Source organism: Pseudoalteromonas sp. c7(2019), assembly GCF_011378625.1.
Lineage (GTDB): Bacteria > Pseudomonadota > Gammaproteobacteria > Enterobacterales > Alteromonadaceae > Pseudoalteromonas > Pseudoalteromonas arctica.
Genome location: NZ_WTKS01000011.1, coordinates 97,465 through 113,173, shown reverse-complemented (window position 1 = coordinate 113,173; position 15,709 = coordinate 97,465). Strand labels below are relative to the sequence as shown.

Here is a 15,709-nt window from a genome sequence, read left to right as displayed (position 1 = left end):
AAAACTATATAAGCACAAGTCAATTGTATGAATGATAAGCTCTCACATTACAAACAGCAAGTTAAGTCCTTTATACGCCAGCAACCTGGTTGGTGGATGCAGTATTTTAATCGTTGTATAGACGATCAAATAACGGTTAATGCAGGTTACCTTGCTTACGTAACCCTTCTTTCTTTAGTGCCATTAATTGCGGTGGGTGTTGCTATATTTTCAGCCTTTCCGGGCTTTGAATCTACTCGCATGGAAATTGAGAGCTTTTTGTTTACTAATTTTGTACCTACCTCTACCGATGTTATTAGAGAGCATATTAGCTCCTTTGCGGGCAATGCCAACCAAATGACGGCGGTAGGTATTGGCTTTTTAGCTGCAATAGCCTTGCTGTTAATACGTAATGTAGATGCCACATTAAACCGAATTTGGCGAATTAAGAAAAAGCGCCCAATGATGATCTCATTTGCTGTGTACTGGATGGTTTTGAGCTTAGGGCCTATGTTGCTCGGTGCCAGTATTGGTGTTACCTCTTATATTGTATCTTTGGTGTCGTTTGCTGATCAGGGTATTCCTGGGTTTAGCGGGTTTTTGTTAAAGCTATTGCCGTATGGAATTTCGATGGTGGGCTTTATTATGCTCTACACATTAGTGCCTAATACGCGGGTGTCGTTTAGAGCGGCAATACCTGGCGCTTTTTTTGCGGCACTTTTATTTGAGCTGACTAAAAAGGGGTTTGCTCTTTATATTAGCCATTTTCCGTCATACGAAGTTATTTATGGCGCAGTAGCAACCATTCCTATTTTGTTTGTATGGGTGTATTTGTCGTGGGTAGTTGTTTTGCTTGGCGCTGAATTTACTGCGTGTATTAGCCCAAATGATATTCCAGAAACACCAGAGCTTGAACTAGAAGATGATGAACCAGCAATAAAGGACACAGTTTAAATGCAAGGTTTAATACAACGTGTAAAGCATGCCAAAGTAGAAATTAACAACCAAGTAGTAGGTGAAATTAGCCAAGGTATATTGTTGTTGCTGGGCGTTGAAAAACACGACGACAAACAAACGGCCGATAAGCTTTTACACAAGGTAAGTAATTATCGTATTTTTACTGACGAAAACGACAAAATGAACTTAAGCCTTAAAGATATTAAAGGTGAGTTACTTGTTGTTTCGCAATTTACGCTAGCGGCTGATACTAAAAAGGGTATGCGCCCTAGTTTTTCATCTGCGGCAACGCCAAGCCAAGCTAACGAGCTTTACGAATACTTTGTAGCTCAAGCTAAAGAGTTGGGGCTTACAATAGCCACAGGTGAGTTTGGTGCCGATATGCAAGTAAGCTTGTGTAACGACGGACCCGTTACGTTTAACTTATCTGTTTAAGTTTTTGGTTACCACGACGATATGATTTACATAGCCCGTAATTTTTTGCGGGCTGACGTTACAACCAAATACATCGAGTAATAGCTGCTGAAGTTGTTTTAATTGCGACTCATGCTGCGATAAAAAGTTAATAAATAGCACGCCGTTGTTATTTAAAGCCGAGTAGATTTTTTTATAAAATGCCTCTTCAAATAAAAATCGAGGCGCGTCTATTTGGCTAAATAAATCTAGAATAATCCAATCAATATTTTGCACACTTTCTAAAATCTGTTGCGCATCGGCGCACAGCAGTTGCTCATTCTTATTTGACGAAAAAAACTGGGTATAGCAATCAATAATATCGGCGTTTTTTTCAACCGATGTTATTTGTGCTTTAGGGTATTTGTGTTGTAAATAGTTACGAATTGCACCGCCGCCAAGGCCGAGTTCTAACACTTTTTGTGGCGGCTTAAGAGTCTGCCAGTGCTTATCTAGGTACAATAAGTGTGGAAAAAGTAATGAATCCGGGCTATTTGAATCAATAACAGATTGAAGAGTGTCGTTAATAAGTAACCAGCGTAACTGCTCGTGCTCACGTACTTGAATGTGATCGCCACTGCATTTATGCCAATAGATTAACTGACCAATGCTGTGGCTATTTTCAATAAATTGATCGCTCAGCAAACCCGTCAGTGAATTTATATAATTGATTTTTTCAGTCATATCCTCAGCATAAACTAGCAACGTTAAAGCGCAATGGCCTTTGTCATTATTTTTTTTCGTTATTTTACAGCCATCACCAAAGTCGTATTTGCAGTTTTTTTAAGATGGAGTATGGTATTTGCCATAATAATGCCAATCAATTTAATTATTTTATTTTTTTAGCTTGGTAGATAACCAATACTATTAGTATAGCGCCGTAGCCTTCTTTTGACTTTTATTTACGGCTTATATAACAACAGGAGTATGTATGTTTCAGGTAAGCACCCCACAAAGTAGCGAAGATTGGCAAGCGTATTACCAATTGCGTTGGCAGGTATTACGCGCGCCTTGGGGCGAGCCTCGAGGCTCTGAACAAGACGATATGGAACAAGACTCTGAGCATCGCTTTATAAAAAATAAAGAAGGCGAAGTGCTTGGTGTAGCACGTTTGCACTTTAACAGTCATGAGCAAGCACAAGTGCGCTACATGGCAGTTGCAGAGGGTAATCGTAATCAGCATATTGGTAGTCGTTTGCTTCATGAGCTTGAAAAAATAGCATGGACACAAAATGCCGATGAACTGGTTTTGTTTGCACGCGAACGAGCGCTTGAGTTTTATAAACGCCACGGTTACGAATTAAAAGAAAAAGCGCACTTAGCATATGGCGATGTACAACATTTTAAAATGGTAAAGCAAAAACCGTGTGAGCCAGGCTGGTTCCGCCATCCTAATTGGACGCAAGTGCTACAAAATACGTGGCGTGAGTCTATTCCAATTAGTGACGCGATGGGTATTAAGGTAGAAAGCTATACCGATTGGCAATTTACAACCAGCGCCGACCTAGACGCTAACTTAAACCTACATAACACCATGTTTGCAGGCTCTATTTATAGCTTGGCCACGCTAACAGGTTGGGGCGCTACGTACTTAGCACTTAAAGAGGCTGGGCTTGAAGGTAATATTGTATTAGCCGATGCTAACATTAAGTACTTAAAGCCGCTTACTACCGACCCACGTGGTTGTGTTGATATACAAACCTGTAAGGGCAAGTTAAGCGATTTAGAAACCGACGGTAAAGCAAGTTACGTAGTGCCTGTAACTATTTACGATGGTGATAACGTGGTTGCCGAATTTGAAGGACAGTTTGTAGTAAAAAAATAACTGTTTAGCTGTTCAAAACACAAAAAAGCCAAGCGATACTTGGCTTTTTTGTGCGTAAAACTTAGGGAAGTATTACAGCAGATCGGTTAATAATATACCTACACCAATACGTTCTACATCCGCATTGTAATCAATTAAGCTTTCGCCATAACCGTTAAAGTATTGTGCATAACCACGAACGCGGCCCCATAAAGGAAACGACCAGTCGAGTTGAATTGCACCACGATTATCTGAATTTAAGTTGTTACGTGTCATAAAGCTAAATTCATGGTCATGAAAACGATACGCGCCGCTAAACTCAAAGTAACCCATGTATTTATATATGTCTGGGTTGTCATCGCCCTTAGCTTCTAAAATATCTTCTTTTTCGTCCTCAGCTATTCGGTACCAAGGTTTAAAGCTAAAAACAAAGCCTCTGTTTTCCCAGATAAAGTCTGCATAAATACGGTTCCACGAACGTGAGTTTGGTTGGCTTCGACCATTTGATTGATGCGAAATACCTAATGCGATTGCCATTTCGTCGCCCCATAATACGTTTTCTGGGTCGAGGTAATTTATCCAAAATATCTCTGGTTCGTAGTTGGTTTCACGAAATGGAGAAGAAATTTCTGAGTTATAAATCTGCCAATATGATTGCAGTGTAAAGCCAAAAAATATGGCTTGGTCTTTATCCGAAAAATCATCGTAAAGAGGCACTTTTATCGATAGCTGGTATTTTGCTTCTAAGTTGTCGAGCGGTTCACCGTCGTTATCGTCGGTTAGTGCATCAAAGCCATCAAATGGGCGATCGTTTGGGTGTGATACGTACGAAAGAGGTAAAATATAGTTACGCTTATGTGGAGTAATTACATTTCTATTTTTTTTACCAACTTCTTCACGAGCTTGGCGTTTATCAAGCGCGGTAAGTTGTTTGTTTTCTTCAAGAGCTGAACACTTTTTACGAAGATCGTCTAATGTTTGTTTACCATCTCCGCCAATTACCTCATTTAAAATACACTGCTTTACAAGTTCGATGTCGTTGTCTTGCTCATTTGTAGCAACTTCTTCTTGTGCGAAGGTAGCTGTACTTATTAAGGCAGAAAGTGTGATCCAGTGGCGCCAGCTCATTGTAATTCCTTGTGAGTTTGGGTTGTTGTATGCGTTAATTTAATTATAACGTCTTTTTACATATGTAACGGTGAACTTTTACTGAATTTGTATTTATAACAAGTTCACTACGTATACAAAGTAAATATAGATCAGAAAAAAAGCGGCCTAAGCCGCTTTTTTAATGCACATTAACTATTTTAGTTAATGTGCTCTCACGCAATGAGAAGGGTGAGCTAAAGCTCAAATACGTTAGTAAAAAACTTATAAAGCTCGGTGCCTTGGTTAACACTCGCTGAGGCAAAGTGCAAAATGGCAATTGCATCGCAATCGAGAGTAAGTGTTTGCAGTGGTTGCTCGCTTAAGTAGCGCTCCATTCGCAAAATATTGGCAATAGGCTCACCGGCTTTAATGTGTCCGCCAAGCGGGGCTATGTATTCAACCATGCCGCCAATAGGGGCGTAATAAGCAAAGTAGTCATTTAAATTACATGCATAGCGAGTGATATTAGCTGGCGTATGCGGCGCGTTTTGCAGTACGCCTTTGTGATTTAAGTAACTTAAAATGCTGTTAGCATCGTTTAGTGCTTCTTTTAAGTCTATTTTTTCTTGGCTGCCTAGCTCTACAGTAAATGCTTCTACAGGTATTGATAATTCGCGACCTTGCCCACTAAGTGCATCACTTAAATGCCACCATGGGCAAAAGTTAGCTTCATCCATTGCACCGTCAAAATCACTAGGAATAAGCAGTACATGTTCAATATTAAAGTAACGTGCGCTGTCGGTTGCATAGGTTGGGCAGTACAAATGTTTGCTTGAAATAGGACCTGTGTGTAAATCGAGTACTATATCAGCTTGATGAGCAAGCTTTTGTAGGTTAAGCGCAATGCGTTTACCCGTATTAAGTAAATAAGCAGGGCCGTTAAGTTTGTTGTCTACTTCTTCAATAAGCGCCTGTTTGAAGTTACTTTTTAATGTGGCGTCATCATACTGAGTATGATTCTGTGCAAACTGTGCCACTAAATTTTTATTGTAGTGATACATGCGATTCCAATTAGTGCCCGTAATCGGATCGAACCTGCCAAGGGTAAACTCGCCAGATTTTTGATTACAACCAATTGGGTTAGCATAAGGTACTAATGTAATATCGCCATTAAGGTTTAGGTGTTTTAATTGCTCAAGTAGCTGAAAAATAACTGCGTTACCTTGCACTTCAGCGCCATGCATATTGGCCTGAACATAAACACTAGGCCCTGTGCCATCGCCTTTTAAACGATACACCGGAATTGTAAGCGGTAAGCCGTTTGCAACTTCCCCTACTACAATGTTCTCTTGGCTGATGTGTGTTGTATTACTCATGCTTATTACCTTAAGTAGTGGCTGGCATTTTCGGCTTGGCGAACACAGGTAAGTTCACCGTTTTGCAATGTATACTCGCCGGCGAGCTCGTGGCATAAAAAATACGGCATACTTTCGGTAAAGCCGTAAGCACCGCATTGGCTAAACACTAGCCAGTCATGCTCATTTAAATCGCTTGGCAGGTTATGCTCACCTAAGCAATCAAGCGCTGTACAAAGCGGGCCGTATAAAGTGACCGCTTGAATTTTAGCACTGGATTCACGCAGTAACGCAGCAGGAAAATCTTGGCTGGTAACAGCAGGGCGTAATAAGTGATTTATACCGCCGCTTAAAATTACTTGTTCTTGATTGTAGTTTTGTTTGCGCTCTACTACTGGGTTTGCGTAATGACCGCATTCGCCAACGGCATAGCGACCAAGTTCCATCCATAATTCTTCTACACCCGCATCATTTTTAATTTTAGCGAGCGCAGCTATTAAGTCATCCCAATCAAGCGTTGCTTCATTTTGTGTATAAGGAATACCTAAACCGCCACCTAAATCTAAAACTTTAAGATTGATGTTTAAATCGCTGGCAAGTTGGCTAAGTGGTGCAATCATTTGTGACCACAATTCGCTTAGCTTTTGCGTGCTAAGCATGTTGCCCCACTGAAAAATATGTAAGCCGTCAAACTTAAGTGTAGGGTAGTCGGTTACATTGAGTGCTTGCCACTCATCACAACCCAAACCAAACGGCGTAAGGCTGTCGCCGCCCAGTGGGTTTTTTTCACCTTCAGGCCAGCGTAATTGCACTCGCAGTAATACTTGTAACTGCGTATTTTGTAGTTGCGCTTGTTGGTTTAACCAACGTACTTGATTGAGGCTTTCGGCTACGAATATACGTACTCCGCGCTCAATAAAGTGTTTAATTTGTTTAGGGCTTTTTGCAGGCCCTGTGTTGAGCACGCGCTGTGAGCTAATACCTTGTGCTAGCACTTGCTCAAGCTCACCTTTACTTGCTACGTCAAAATTAAAGCCAGCGCTGTCTAAGCTTTGAATAATTTTAGACAGTGGATTTGCTTTTACCGCGTACCACAGTTTTACATCGGTTTGCGCAACTAAACGTGCAAGATGCGCGTTTAGTTGATCTAGGTCGTAAACAAAAAAAGGTGTATCAAGTTGTTGTGTAATTGTATTTACAGCGGTTTTGATAGGCGTGCTCAAAAAGCTCATTATCGTAAAACCTCTTCAAGCAATAATGATGCATCGCTTTTTTCGTCGCGGTATTTAACTATTAACGCACACGACATGCTTAAGCCTTGCTCGCGCGCCCACTCGTTTGACGCAGGGCGAGAGCCTGGTATTACAATGGCATATTCTGGGATTGGCTCGCCTTTATCAAGTTGGCGCTCGTTTACGCAGTCGTATACCGGAATAGTTGCTGATAAACGCACGCCTGGGGCAAGTACTGCACCTTTTTTAATAACTACACCTTCAACAATAATACAGCCAGCGCCAATAAAGGCGTCGTCTTCTACAACTACTGGGCTTGCACCAATTGGCTCAAGTACACCACCAAGCTGCACTGCAGCACTTAAATGTACGTTTTTACCTACTTGTGCACACGAGCCAACTAATGCGTGGCTATCTACCATTGTGCCTTCGTCGATGTATGCACCAATGTTTACATACGCTGGTGGCATAATAATCGTGCCTTTAGCAACATAAGCACCACGGCGAACACTAGAGCCACCCGGCACCATACGTACGCCATCGTCAGTACTAAATTCTTGCGGAGCTAAGTTATGTTTATCAACAAAACCACCTGCAAACTCAGTATTAGTGCCATTTTTGAAGGCATCCAAAATGCCTTGTTTTACTTCTACGTTAGCTTGCCATTGGCCGCTTTCGTTTTGTGATGCTGCGCGTACTGCGCCCGATTCTAAATTATTTAATAGTTCTAACCAGCTCATTATAAAAACCTGTATTTAATGCCAAGATAAAATGGTGTTGTTTGCAGTTGTGATGCAATCGGTTTGAGTTAACTCAAGGTGTGTTAAAGGTGGACGAAGTTGCGGGCTGCTTAAGCGGCCTTGCAAATGCATCAATACCTTTACGGGAATAGGGTTTGCGACAGCAAATAAGCTATTAATAGCGCTTGACCACTGGGCAAATAAATTAGGGTGTTGGCCACTTAAGCTGCGTTTAACAAACTCGTGAGTTTGTGCGGGCCATGCATTTGCAGCTACCGACACTAAACCTTTTGCGCCAGCTTGAGCAAAATAAGGCATCAGCGCATCGTCGCCACTAAAAATAGCTAAATTAGGCGCAGCTTGGCGGTAAGCTTCAAACTGAGCAATGCTGCCGCTCGCTTCTTTTAACGCCCATAAATTTTTATTATTTTGTAAGTTTTGAATTGTTGCCGTTGGAATGCTAACAGCACTTCGACCCGGTACGTTATAAAGCATACACGGGTGAGCACTTGCATTAAGTAGGCTTTCAAACCAATGAGTTTGACCTATAGCGCCGGGCTTTGCATAAAGCGGTGAGCCAAGTAAAAAGCTATGAATTGGGAGTGTATTACAGTAGTTAACCCACTCAATTTGTTGCTTTAAGTTACTACCGCCCACAGCAACCATGAGTGGTACTGCTGGTTTTAGTTGGCATACGTGTTCAACAATGGCTTGTTGTTCTTTTAGCGTTAGTGCTAAACCTTCGCCCGTACTGCCAAGTAGTAAAATACCGTTATGTGCCGCTTCTTGATCGCTAACCAATTTAGTTAACGTGTTGTAGTCAACATCGCCGTGTTGATCAAATGGCGTTACGAGCGCGGTCCACAATGAGTAGTCGTTTAAATTGAAGTTGTTGATCATCTCTCACGAACTTATAATTTGTACCAACTTTATTAAAAACGTGATCATTTTAGCGATAACTAATTTAATGCAATTGATATTATTCGAAGAGTTAAAAAGCTTTATGGAAGGAGCCGCATTAACGTCGTTCGAACTAATAATTCGAAGAGCGAATGGGCTTAAAATAATAGGGCGCACGGCCTTAATATTTAAGACCAGAAGCTCTCCACCAAACTAATAAGCTGCTTTTTATAAGCAGCTATTGGTGACAGTCGCTAGGGTTCAACCTAGTCGCCCGAAATAAACACCTCGCAAAAGTGGTTACTTCTCGGCGTTAATTCCCCTCACGTATGCTCACTGGAGTTTGCGCTCCTAACATACGCTACCTGAATAACGCACCTCTTCTAGCCCTTTGCACCTGTTTGTAGAGTAAAACTTACAAACCTGTGCAATTTAAATAGGGTAATTACGGCGATTAAAGCATTTTAGCCATCTGGGTGTCAAGCTACTAAATACAGATTAATTCACCGAAAAGAGGGGTGGTTACGTATTGGGTGCTTTTCTCGTACACTAGACCCATAGTAGAAGTAAGGTATTAATCAGATGGAAAAATTTAGCGATATTTATAAGCGAGCGGTAGAGCGAAAAGGCTCTGAAAAAATGCTTAAGTTATTACTCGCAAAACCGCTATCTAAAAAACAACTAAGCACGTTAAGTGACGACGATTGGCTTGAGGAATTTACTCGAAAAGTATTTCAAAGTGGCTTTTATTGGTCAGTCATTAATAATAAGTGGCCAGGCTTTAGAGAGGTTTTTTGGGATTTTAGCGTTGATAAGTTATTAATGATGCCACCCGATATGCTGGAACAAAAAGCAACGGATGAGCGAATTGTTCGTAACTATAAAAAAGTAAAAACAATTACCGAAAATGCTTACATGATCAACGAAATAGCAGGGGAACATGGCAGTTTTAGTCAGTTTATCGCTAATTGGCCAACAGACGATATTATTGGTTTATGGGCGTATTTAAAAAAGCATGGTGCGCGTTTAGGCGGAAATACAGGGCCTTATGCACTGCGAGCACTTGGTAAAGATACTTTTTTACTATCACGCGATGTAGAGAGTTACTTACGGGCCCATAAAATTATAGACGGCGGCTTACAAACTAAAAAGTCACTAAATGCAGCCCAAGCCTTTTTTAACGAAATGCAAAAGCAAAGCGGCTTAAGTATGCAAGAGTTAAGCTTAATTGTTGCTTATGGCGTAGGTGACAACCGTGTTGGTATAAGTCAGCAATAATAGGAATTACCATGAAATTAGTGCCAAGATACACAGACATTACGGAAAACTTTGCGATAGAAGATTTCCCTGCAAGTGTTGCCTTTCCTCAGTTATTACTGTGGAACGAGAGCTTAGCAAAAGAGTTTAATATTAACGTTGCAGCTGATTTGCGTGCTAGCACTTTTAGCGGTAACGAAAAACAGGCGATTCCTGCAGTAGCACTTGGTTACTCTGGGCACCAATTTGGACATTTTTCACCACGTTTAGGCGATGGGCGAGCGCATTTACTGGGCGCTATTAATGATGATAAAAACCAGTTGTGGGATATTCAATTAAAAGGCTCTGGTGCTACTCCTTACTCAAGAGGGGGAGATGGGCGTTGTGCTCTTGGTCCTGCTATTCGTGAATACGTAATGAGCGAGGCAATGCATGCACTAGGCATTAAAACCACACGCTGCTTAGCGGTTGTTGGTAGTGGTGAAACGGTTTATCGTAATCCGCCACAAGCAGGCGCCATAGTGACTCGTTTAGCAACGAGCCATATTCGTGTTGGCTCGTTTCAATATTTAGCGACGCAAGGCGATGTTGAAGGACTTAAAAATTTAGCCGATTTAGCTATAGAGCGACACTGCCCAGAAATAACAGATACAGGATCGCAGCGCTATTTAGCATTTTTAGGCGCTGTGATTAAAAACCAAGTTAAGCTAGTTGTGAGCTGGATGCGTGTTGGCTTTATTCACGGAGTAATGAATACCGATAATACGCTAGTAAGCGGAGAAACCATTGATTACGGCCCGTGTGCCATGATGAATAGCTTTGACTTTGATACTGTATTTAGCTCTATCGACAAACAAGGTCGGTATGCATTTGGTAATCAACCTAATATAGCTAACTGGAACTGTGCTCGTTTAGCTGAGAGTTTAATACCGCTTATCAGCGATGATGACGAACAAGCTGTTTCGTTAATGACGCCATACATTAATAGCTTTGCTGAGCAATTTAATACTGAGTTTACGGCTATGTGGGGACAAAAGCTGGGTTTAAATGAATCTTGCAATAGTAGTGGCGAGTTAATCGCAGAGTTGTTAGCACTATTAAAAGATAATCAGCTCGATTACACCAATACCTTCGATGCGCTTACTGAATCCTTAAAAGAAGAAGTAGTAATACCAGAGTCGCTAATTGAATGGAGAGCTAAGTGGGTAAGCTTAACCGACGATAATAGTTATGAAATAATGAGAGCTGCAAATCCTCGTGTAATACCGCGTAATCATGTGATCGAAGAAATAATTGCACAATATAACGCTACAGGGTCTAGTGAGTTACTACAGCGCTTTATAAAAATAGCCAGTAACCCGTATTCTGACAGTGAAAAATTATCAGAATTTCAGGCTGCACCGATAAATGATAATGATTACCAAACTTTTTGTGGTACTTAATACTTAACTTTGAGTATAACTACATGATTAAAAAGAGTCATTTTTTAATCAAATATGTGCATATACCTAGGGTAATGTTAATTCTGGTGGTATTATGCGCCGAATTAAAGCCAAGCAATATTTCTTTGCATTTATAAGTGCATTTAATTTAATTGCTCTTACATTCCTTGCTAAGTACTAATTTACAACAAACTACTATATTTATTTTTCAATAAAGTTTTAATTTCGCCTATAGTAAGTGGATGTGTGTTGTGACGAGGCATAGAAAAAAGTTATAAACTTTATTTTTCGTTAAGTATTGATTAACAAAGGCTCAGTTAGTCTATATAAAACTGATTGAGCTAGTATCGATTAGCTACAATTTAAAATTGTTCAAATGGGAAGAAAACAATGAAATTAAAATCACTTACAATTGCAATCGCGTTGGCTGCAACTAGCGCATCTACATTCGCTGCTGATAAAGAAGAAGGTTTCTACATTGGCGCATTTGGCGACTATTATGACGCATCTTGGAAAAACATGCGTGCTCAAGCTGGTCTTGATGTAAATGAATCAACTGGCTGGGGTGTTGAAGCCGGTTACCGTTTCAGTGATTACTGGAGCGCACGTCTTGAATATGCAGATATGGATTTTAATGCTTTTGATAAAGTTGCTGGCAACCGCAACGGTATTGATGGCGAGCGTTACGGTATTGATGCTCTTTACCATTTAAATGGCGGTCCTTTCTACGGTCTTTTCGGTATTAAAGAAATAGACGTAGTAGATGACAATACATTCTTAAATGCAGGTGTTGGTTACCAACATTTCATTACAGATGGCTTATTTGTAAATGCTGAAACAGCTGTATACCAAGGTCTTGACCGTGGTTACACAGATGTAGGCGCTAAAATTGGTATTAACTACTTATTTGGCCAAAATTCAGCTCCTGTAGAGCCAGTTAAACCAGCTCCAGAGCCTAAGGTAATTGAAGTAGCTGTAGCTCCTACAGATAGCGACAACGACAACATTCCTGATGCAGATGATAAGTGTGCTAACACACCTATGACTGATGCAGTTGATGGCACTGGTTGTACTTTATATGAAGATAAAGAAGTGACTGTAAGCTTATTAGTGACTTTCCCTAACAATGCTTCAGCAGTATCTACTCAGTACTTAAACGATATTGAAAAAGTATCTGCATTCTTAAAAGATTACCCAGATACAACAGTACTTTTAGAAGGTCACACTTCTTCTGTAGGTAAAGCAACTTACAACAAATGGTTATCTAAAAAACGTGCTGATGCAGTAGCTAAGCAATTAGTTACTGATGGCATTGCTAAAGACCGTATTACTACAGTTGGTTTAGGTGAAGAGCGTCTTAAAAATGATGCAAACACTAAAGCTGCAAACGCAGAAAACCGTCGTGTAGAAGCGCATATCAAAACTATCAAAAACGTTAAAGTTTTACGTTAATTAAATAGTTTGTAATAAAAACCCAGCCAAGTGCTGGGTTTTTTTATGGCTGTAATAAATTAATATTGGTTAATGGTAATGATTCTTACTTAACAAGTATTCATGAAAATAGTTTTTACTACAACCACTATTCATAGTATTTATAATCGGTATAATCAGTTGCGTAACTGGATGGATTTTCATCTATCCATAAAAGCTTTATAATTACGCGTTAGAATACTATAAGTATTGGGTAACTTATTTGCGCTTGAAGCGCTACCGGATACTTTCACGTCACCAAGAGGGCAATATTGTGCTACAAGAATATCGTAAACACGTAGAAGAACGTGCCGCGTTAGGTATCGTACCAGCGCCATTAGATGCTCAGCAAACTGCTGATCTTATTGAATTAATCAAAAATCCACCTGCAGGTGAAGAAGAATTCATTTTAGATTTGTTCATTCAGCGTATACCAGCAGGTGTTGATGATGCTGCTTATATTAAAGCGGGCTTCTTAGCAGCTGTAGCTAAAGGTGAAACTAATTCTCCACTTGTTTCTAAAGAAAAAGCGGCAGAATTATTAGGTACAATGTTGGGCGGTTACAATATTGCACCAATGATTGACCTACTTGATGACGAAACACTTGCACCAATCGTAGTTAAAGGCCTTTCAAATACATTACTTATGTTTGATGCGTTCTACGATGTAGAAGAAAAAGCAAAAGCAGGTAATACATTCGCTAAGCAAATTATTGAGTCTTGGGCAAATGCAGAATGGTTTACTAATAAGCCAGCTGTTGCTGAAAAGATTTCAGTTACTGTATTTAAAGTAACTGGCGAAACAAATACTGATGACTTGTCTCCTGCACCAGATGCATGGTCTCGTCCAGATATCCCACTTCATGCTTTAGCAATGCTAAAAATTGAACGCGATGGTATTACACCTGATAAAGCGGGCGAAGTTGGTCCAATTACTCAGATTGAAGAATTAAAAACTAAAGGTTTACCACTTGCTTACGTAGGTGATGTTGTTGGTACGGGTTCTTCTCGTAAGTCTGCAACTAACTCTGTACTTTGGTTTATGGGCGATGATATCCCGTTTGTACCAAACAAGCGTGTTGGCGGTGTATGTTTAGGTAATAAAATTGCTCCAATCTTCTTCAACACAATGGAAGATTCAGGCGCATTACCAATCGAATTAAATGTTGATGAACTCAACATGGGCGAGCAAATCGACATTTATCCGTACGAAGGTGTTGTTAAGCAACATGGTACTGATAAAGTGATTTCTACTTTTGAGCTTAAATCTGATGTGATTTTAGATGAAGTTCGTGCTGGTGGTCGTATTCCACTAATCATCGGTCGTGGTTTAACTGATAAAGCGCGTACATCTCTTGGCTTAGGCGCAACTGATACATTTAAAGTACCAACAGCAACAGAAGTTTCTGATAAAGGCTTCACACTAGCGCAAAAAATGGTTGGTAAAGCATGTAACGTTGCAGGTATTCGCCCAGGTCAGTACTGTGAGCCTAAAATGACAACTGTTGGTTCGCAAGATACAACAGGTCCTATGACACGTGATGAACTTAAAGATCTAGCATGTTTAGGTTTCTCTGCAGATTTAACAATGCAGTCATTCTGTCATACATCAGCTTATCCTAAGCCTATCGATGTAAGCACTCACCATACGCTTCCTGATTTCATCATGAACCGTGGCGGTGTTTCACTTCGTCCAGGTGATGGTATTATTCACTCGTGGTTAAACCGTATGTTATTACCAGATACCGTAGGTACTGGTGGTGATTCACATACACGTTTCCCATTAGGTATTTCATTCCCAGCAGGTTCGGGTGCAGTAGCATTCGCAGCAGCAACAGGTGTTATGCCACTTGATATGCCTGAATCTATTTTGGTTCGTTTTAAAGGCGAAATGCAACCAGGTATCACTTTACGTGACCTTGTTCATGCAATCCCTTACTACGGTATCAAACAAGGTTTATTAACAGTTGAGAAAAAAGGTAAAATTAACGAATTCTCTGGTCGCGTACTAGAAATTGAAGGCGTTGAGCACCTAACTGTTGAGCAAGCGTTTGAATTATCAGATGCATCTGCAGAGCGTTCGGCAGCAGGTTGTACTGTTAAGTTATCTAAAGAGTCTATCTCTGAATACCTTGAGTCAAACATTGTTATGCTTAAGTGGATGATTTCTGAAGGTTACGGCGATGTACGTACGATTGAACGTCGTATTACTGCAATGCAAGATTGGTTAGCTAACCCAGAACTAATGGAAGCTGACGCTGATGCAGAGTACAAGCATATCGTTGAAATTGATTTAGCTGAGATTAAAGAACCTGTTCTTTGTGCTCCAAATGACCCAGATGATGCGCGTCTTCTTTCTGATGTTGCGGGCGAGAAAATTGATGAAGTATTCATCGGTTCTTGTATGACTAACATTGGTCACTTCCGTGCTGCTGGTAAGTTGCTTGATGGCTTTAAAGGTCAACTTCCGACTCAGCTTTGGGTTGCTCCACCTACTAAGATGGATAAAGATCAGCTTACAGAAGAAGGTTACTATGGTATTTTTGGTCGTGTTGGCGCACGTATCGAAACTCCAGGTTGTTCACTATGTATGGGTAACCAAGCACGTGTTGCAGATAAAGCTACTGTTGTGTCTACCTCTACACGTAACTTCCCTAACCGTTTAGGTAATGGCGCAAACGTATTCTTAGCATCATCTGAGCTTGCTGCAATTGCTGCAATCATTGGTAAATTACCAACAGTTGCTGAGTACCAAGAATATGCAGCGAAGATCAATGCAACGGCTTCAGATACATACCGTTACTTGAACTTCCACCGTATGCCTGCTTACACTAAAAAAGCAGACAACGTGATTATCCAACAAGCTGTATAATTTTTAGAGTTTGTTTAAAAACCCGCTTAGGCGGGTTTTTTATTGGCTAAAATAAATATTAGATAGTTCATGCTTCTTTTTTTATATTATTGTATTAACTCTAGACATAAATTGCTTTTAAAGTAATTAATCGCGCAAAAATTCCTATCAAAATGCATT

General features: G+C 40.4%; 13 protein-coding genes and 1 riboswitch. Of the genes, 7 read left to right on the top strand and 6 right to left on the bottom strand.

Features of this window, described 5'->3' with window-relative positions; translation table 11 throughout:
- Window positions 1–27 precede the first annotated feature (27 nt).
- Both GQR38_RS13530 and dtd read left to right on the top strand, forming a co-directional pair.
- Entirely contained in the window at window positions 28–933 is a 906-nt protein-coding gene (locus GQR38_RS13530) for a virulence factor BrkB family protein (protein WP_024600023.1), read from the top strand.
- Entirely contained in the window at window positions 934–1,371 is a 438-nt protein-coding gene (dtd, locus tag GQR38_RS13525; protein WP_024589537.1) for a D-aminoacyl-tRNA deacylase, read from the top strand.
- Here the strand turns inward: dtd and GQR38_RS13520 are convergent.
- The gene (locus GQR38_RS13520; RefSeq protein ID WP_165722241.1) at window positions 1,360–2,073 is read right to left on the bottom strand and encodes a fused MFS/spermidine synthase; all 714 of its coding nucleotides are present in this window, start codon (window positions 2,071–2,073) and stop codon (window positions 1,360–1,362) included. The two genes, dtd and GQR38_RS13520, sit on opposite strands and share 12 nt — an antisense overlap.
- A gap of 247 nt (window positions 2,074–2,320) precedes the next feature.
- Here GQR38_RS13520 and GQR38_RS13515 point away from each other — a divergent pair, with 247 nt between their 5' ends.
- Complete coding sequence (locus GQR38_RS13515; RefSeq protein ID WP_024589539.1) at window positions 2,321–3,214, top strand: bifunctional GNAT family N-acetyltransferase/hotdog fold thioesterase; 894 nt, start codon at window positions 2,321–2,323, stop codon at window positions 3,212–3,214.
- 72 nt (window positions 3,215–3,286) lie between these two features.
- Here the strand turns inward: GQR38_RS13515 and GQR38_RS13510 are convergent, their stop codons facing one another.
- The 5 genes from GQR38_RS13510 to dapA form a co-directional block, all read right to left on the bottom strand.
- Window positions 3,287–4,321, bottom strand: a complete 1,035-nt coding sequence (locus GQR38_RS13510; protein WP_024607652.1) for a phospholipase A — start codon at window positions 4,319–4,321, stop codon at window positions 3,287–3,289.
- A 215-nt stretch (window positions 4,322–4,536) separates the two neighbouring features.
- Entirely contained in the window at window positions 4,537–5,658 is a 1,122-nt protein-coding gene (locus GQR38_RS13505) for a succinylglutamate desuccinylase/aspartoacylase family protein (RefSeq protein WP_024589540.1), read from the bottom strand.
- A 5-nt stretch (window positions 5,659–5,663) separates the two neighbouring features.
- On the bottom strand, window positions 5,664–6,869 hold the full coding sequence (locus GQR38_RS13500) for a PLP-dependent decarboxylase (protein ID WP_165722239.1): 1,206 nt from the start codon (window positions 6,867–6,869) through the stop codon (window positions 5,664–5,666).
- Window positions 6,869–7,609: a 2,3,4,5-tetrahydropyridine-2,6-dicarboxylate N-succinyltransferase gene (locus GQR38_RS13495; RefSeq protein WP_007376223.1), complete on the bottom strand. Its 741-nt coding sequence runs from the start codon at window positions 7,607–7,609 to the stop codon at window positions 6,869–6,871. The genes GQR38_RS13500 and GQR38_RS13495 overlap by 1 nt, the downstream gene beginning before the upstream one ends.
- 15 nt (window positions 7,610–7,624) lie before the next feature.
- The gene (gene dapA, locus GQR38_RS13490; protein WP_165722238.1) at window positions 7,625–8,509 is read right to left on the bottom strand and encodes a 4-hydroxy-tetrahydrodipicolinate synthase; all 885 of its coding nucleotides are present in this window, start codon (window positions 8,507–8,509) and stop codon (window positions 7,625–7,627) included.
- Between the two features lie 190 nt (window positions 8,510–8,699).
- Window positions 8,700–8,900: riboswitch (Lysine riboswitch) on the bottom strand.
- A gap of 191 nt (window positions 8,901–9,091) precedes the next feature.
- Between dapA and GQR38_RS13485 the strand changes: the two genes are divergently transcribed.
- The 4 genes from GQR38_RS13485 (at window position 9,092) to acnB (ending at window position 15,550) form a co-directional block, all read left to right on the top strand.
- A complete protein-coding gene (locus tag GQR38_RS13485; RefSeq protein WP_165722236.1) occupies window positions 9,092–9,787 on the top strand; it encodes a DNA-3-methyladenine glycosylase I in 696 nt (231 codons plus the stop codon).
- Between the two features lie 11 nt (window positions 9,788–9,798).
- Window positions 9,799–11,208 (top strand): protein adenylyltransferase SelO family protein, encoded by a 1,410-nt coding sequence (locus GQR38_RS13480; RefSeq protein ID WP_165722234.1) that lies wholly within the window; start codon window positions 9,799–9,801, stop codon window positions 11,206–11,208.
- 390 nt (window positions 11,209–11,598) lie between these two features.
- Window positions 11,599–12,660 carry an OmpA family protein gene (locus GQR38_RS13475; protein WP_024607656.1) on the top strand — a complete coding sequence of 354 codons (1,062 nt, stop codon included), beginning with the start codon at window positions 11,599–11,601 and terminating at the stop codon, window positions 12,658–12,660.
- Window positions 12,661–12,952: 292 nt separating this feature from the next.
- Window positions 12,953–15,550, top strand: a complete 2,598-nt coding sequence (acnB, locus tag GQR38_RS13470) for a bifunctional aconitate hydratase 2/2-methylisocitrate dehydratase (protein ID WP_024597216.1) — start codon at window positions 12,953–12,955, stop codon at window positions 15,548–15,550.
- The last annotated feature ends 159 nt before the right edge of the window (window positions 15,551–15,709 follow it).

What these genes read in the sequence shown, in the direction of transcription:
- GQR38_RS13530 (WP_024600023.1), top strand. Translation starts at nt 28, where the DNA reads ATGAATGATAAGCTCTCACATTACAAACAGCAAGTTAAGTCCTTTATA.
- dtd (WP_024589537.1), top strand. Translation starts at nt 934, where the DNA reads ATGCAAGGTTTAATACAACGTGTAAAGCATGCCAAAGTAGAAATTAAC.
- GQR38_RS13520 (WP_165722241.1), bottom strand. Translation starts at nt 2,073, where the DNA reads ATGACTGAAAAAATCAATTATATAAATTCACTGACGGGTTTGCTGAGC.
- GQR38_RS13515 (WP_024589539.1), top strand. Translation starts at nt 2,321, where the DNA reads ATGTTTCAGGTAAGCACCCCACAAAGTAGCGAAGATTGGCAAGCGTAT.
- GQR38_RS13510 (WP_024607652.1), bottom strand. Translation starts at nt 4,321, where the DNA reads ATGAGCTGGCGCCACTGGATCACACTTTCTGCCTTAATAAGTACAGCT.
- GQR38_RS13505 (WP_024589540.1), bottom strand. Translation starts at nt 5,658, where the DNA reads ATGAGTAATACAACACACATCAGCCAAGAGAACATTGTAGTAGGGGAA.
- GQR38_RS13500 (WP_165722239.1), bottom strand. Translation starts at nt 6,869, where the DNA reads ATGAGCTTTTTGAGCACGCCTATCAAAACCGCTGTAAATACAATTACA.
- GQR38_RS13495 (WP_007376223.1), bottom strand. Translation starts at nt 7,609, where the DNA reads ATGAGCTGGTTAGAACTATTAAATAATTTAGAATCGGGCGCAGTACGC.
- dapA (WP_165722238.1), bottom strand. Translation starts at nt 8,509, where the DNA reads ATGATCAACAACTTCAATTTAAACGACTACTCATTGTGGACCGCGCTC.
- GQR38_RS13485 (WP_165722236.1), top strand. Translation starts at nt 9,092, where the DNA reads ATGGAAAAATTTAGCGATATTTATAAGCGAGCGGTAGAGCGAAAAGGC.
- GQR38_RS13480 (WP_165722234.1), top strand. Translation starts at nt 9,799, where the DNA reads ATGAAATTAGTGCCAAGATACACAGACATTACGGAAAACTTTGCGATA.
- GQR38_RS13475 (WP_024607656.1), top strand. Translation starts at nt 11,599, where the DNA reads ATGAAATTAAAATCACTTACAATTGCAATCGCGTTGGCTGCAACTAGC.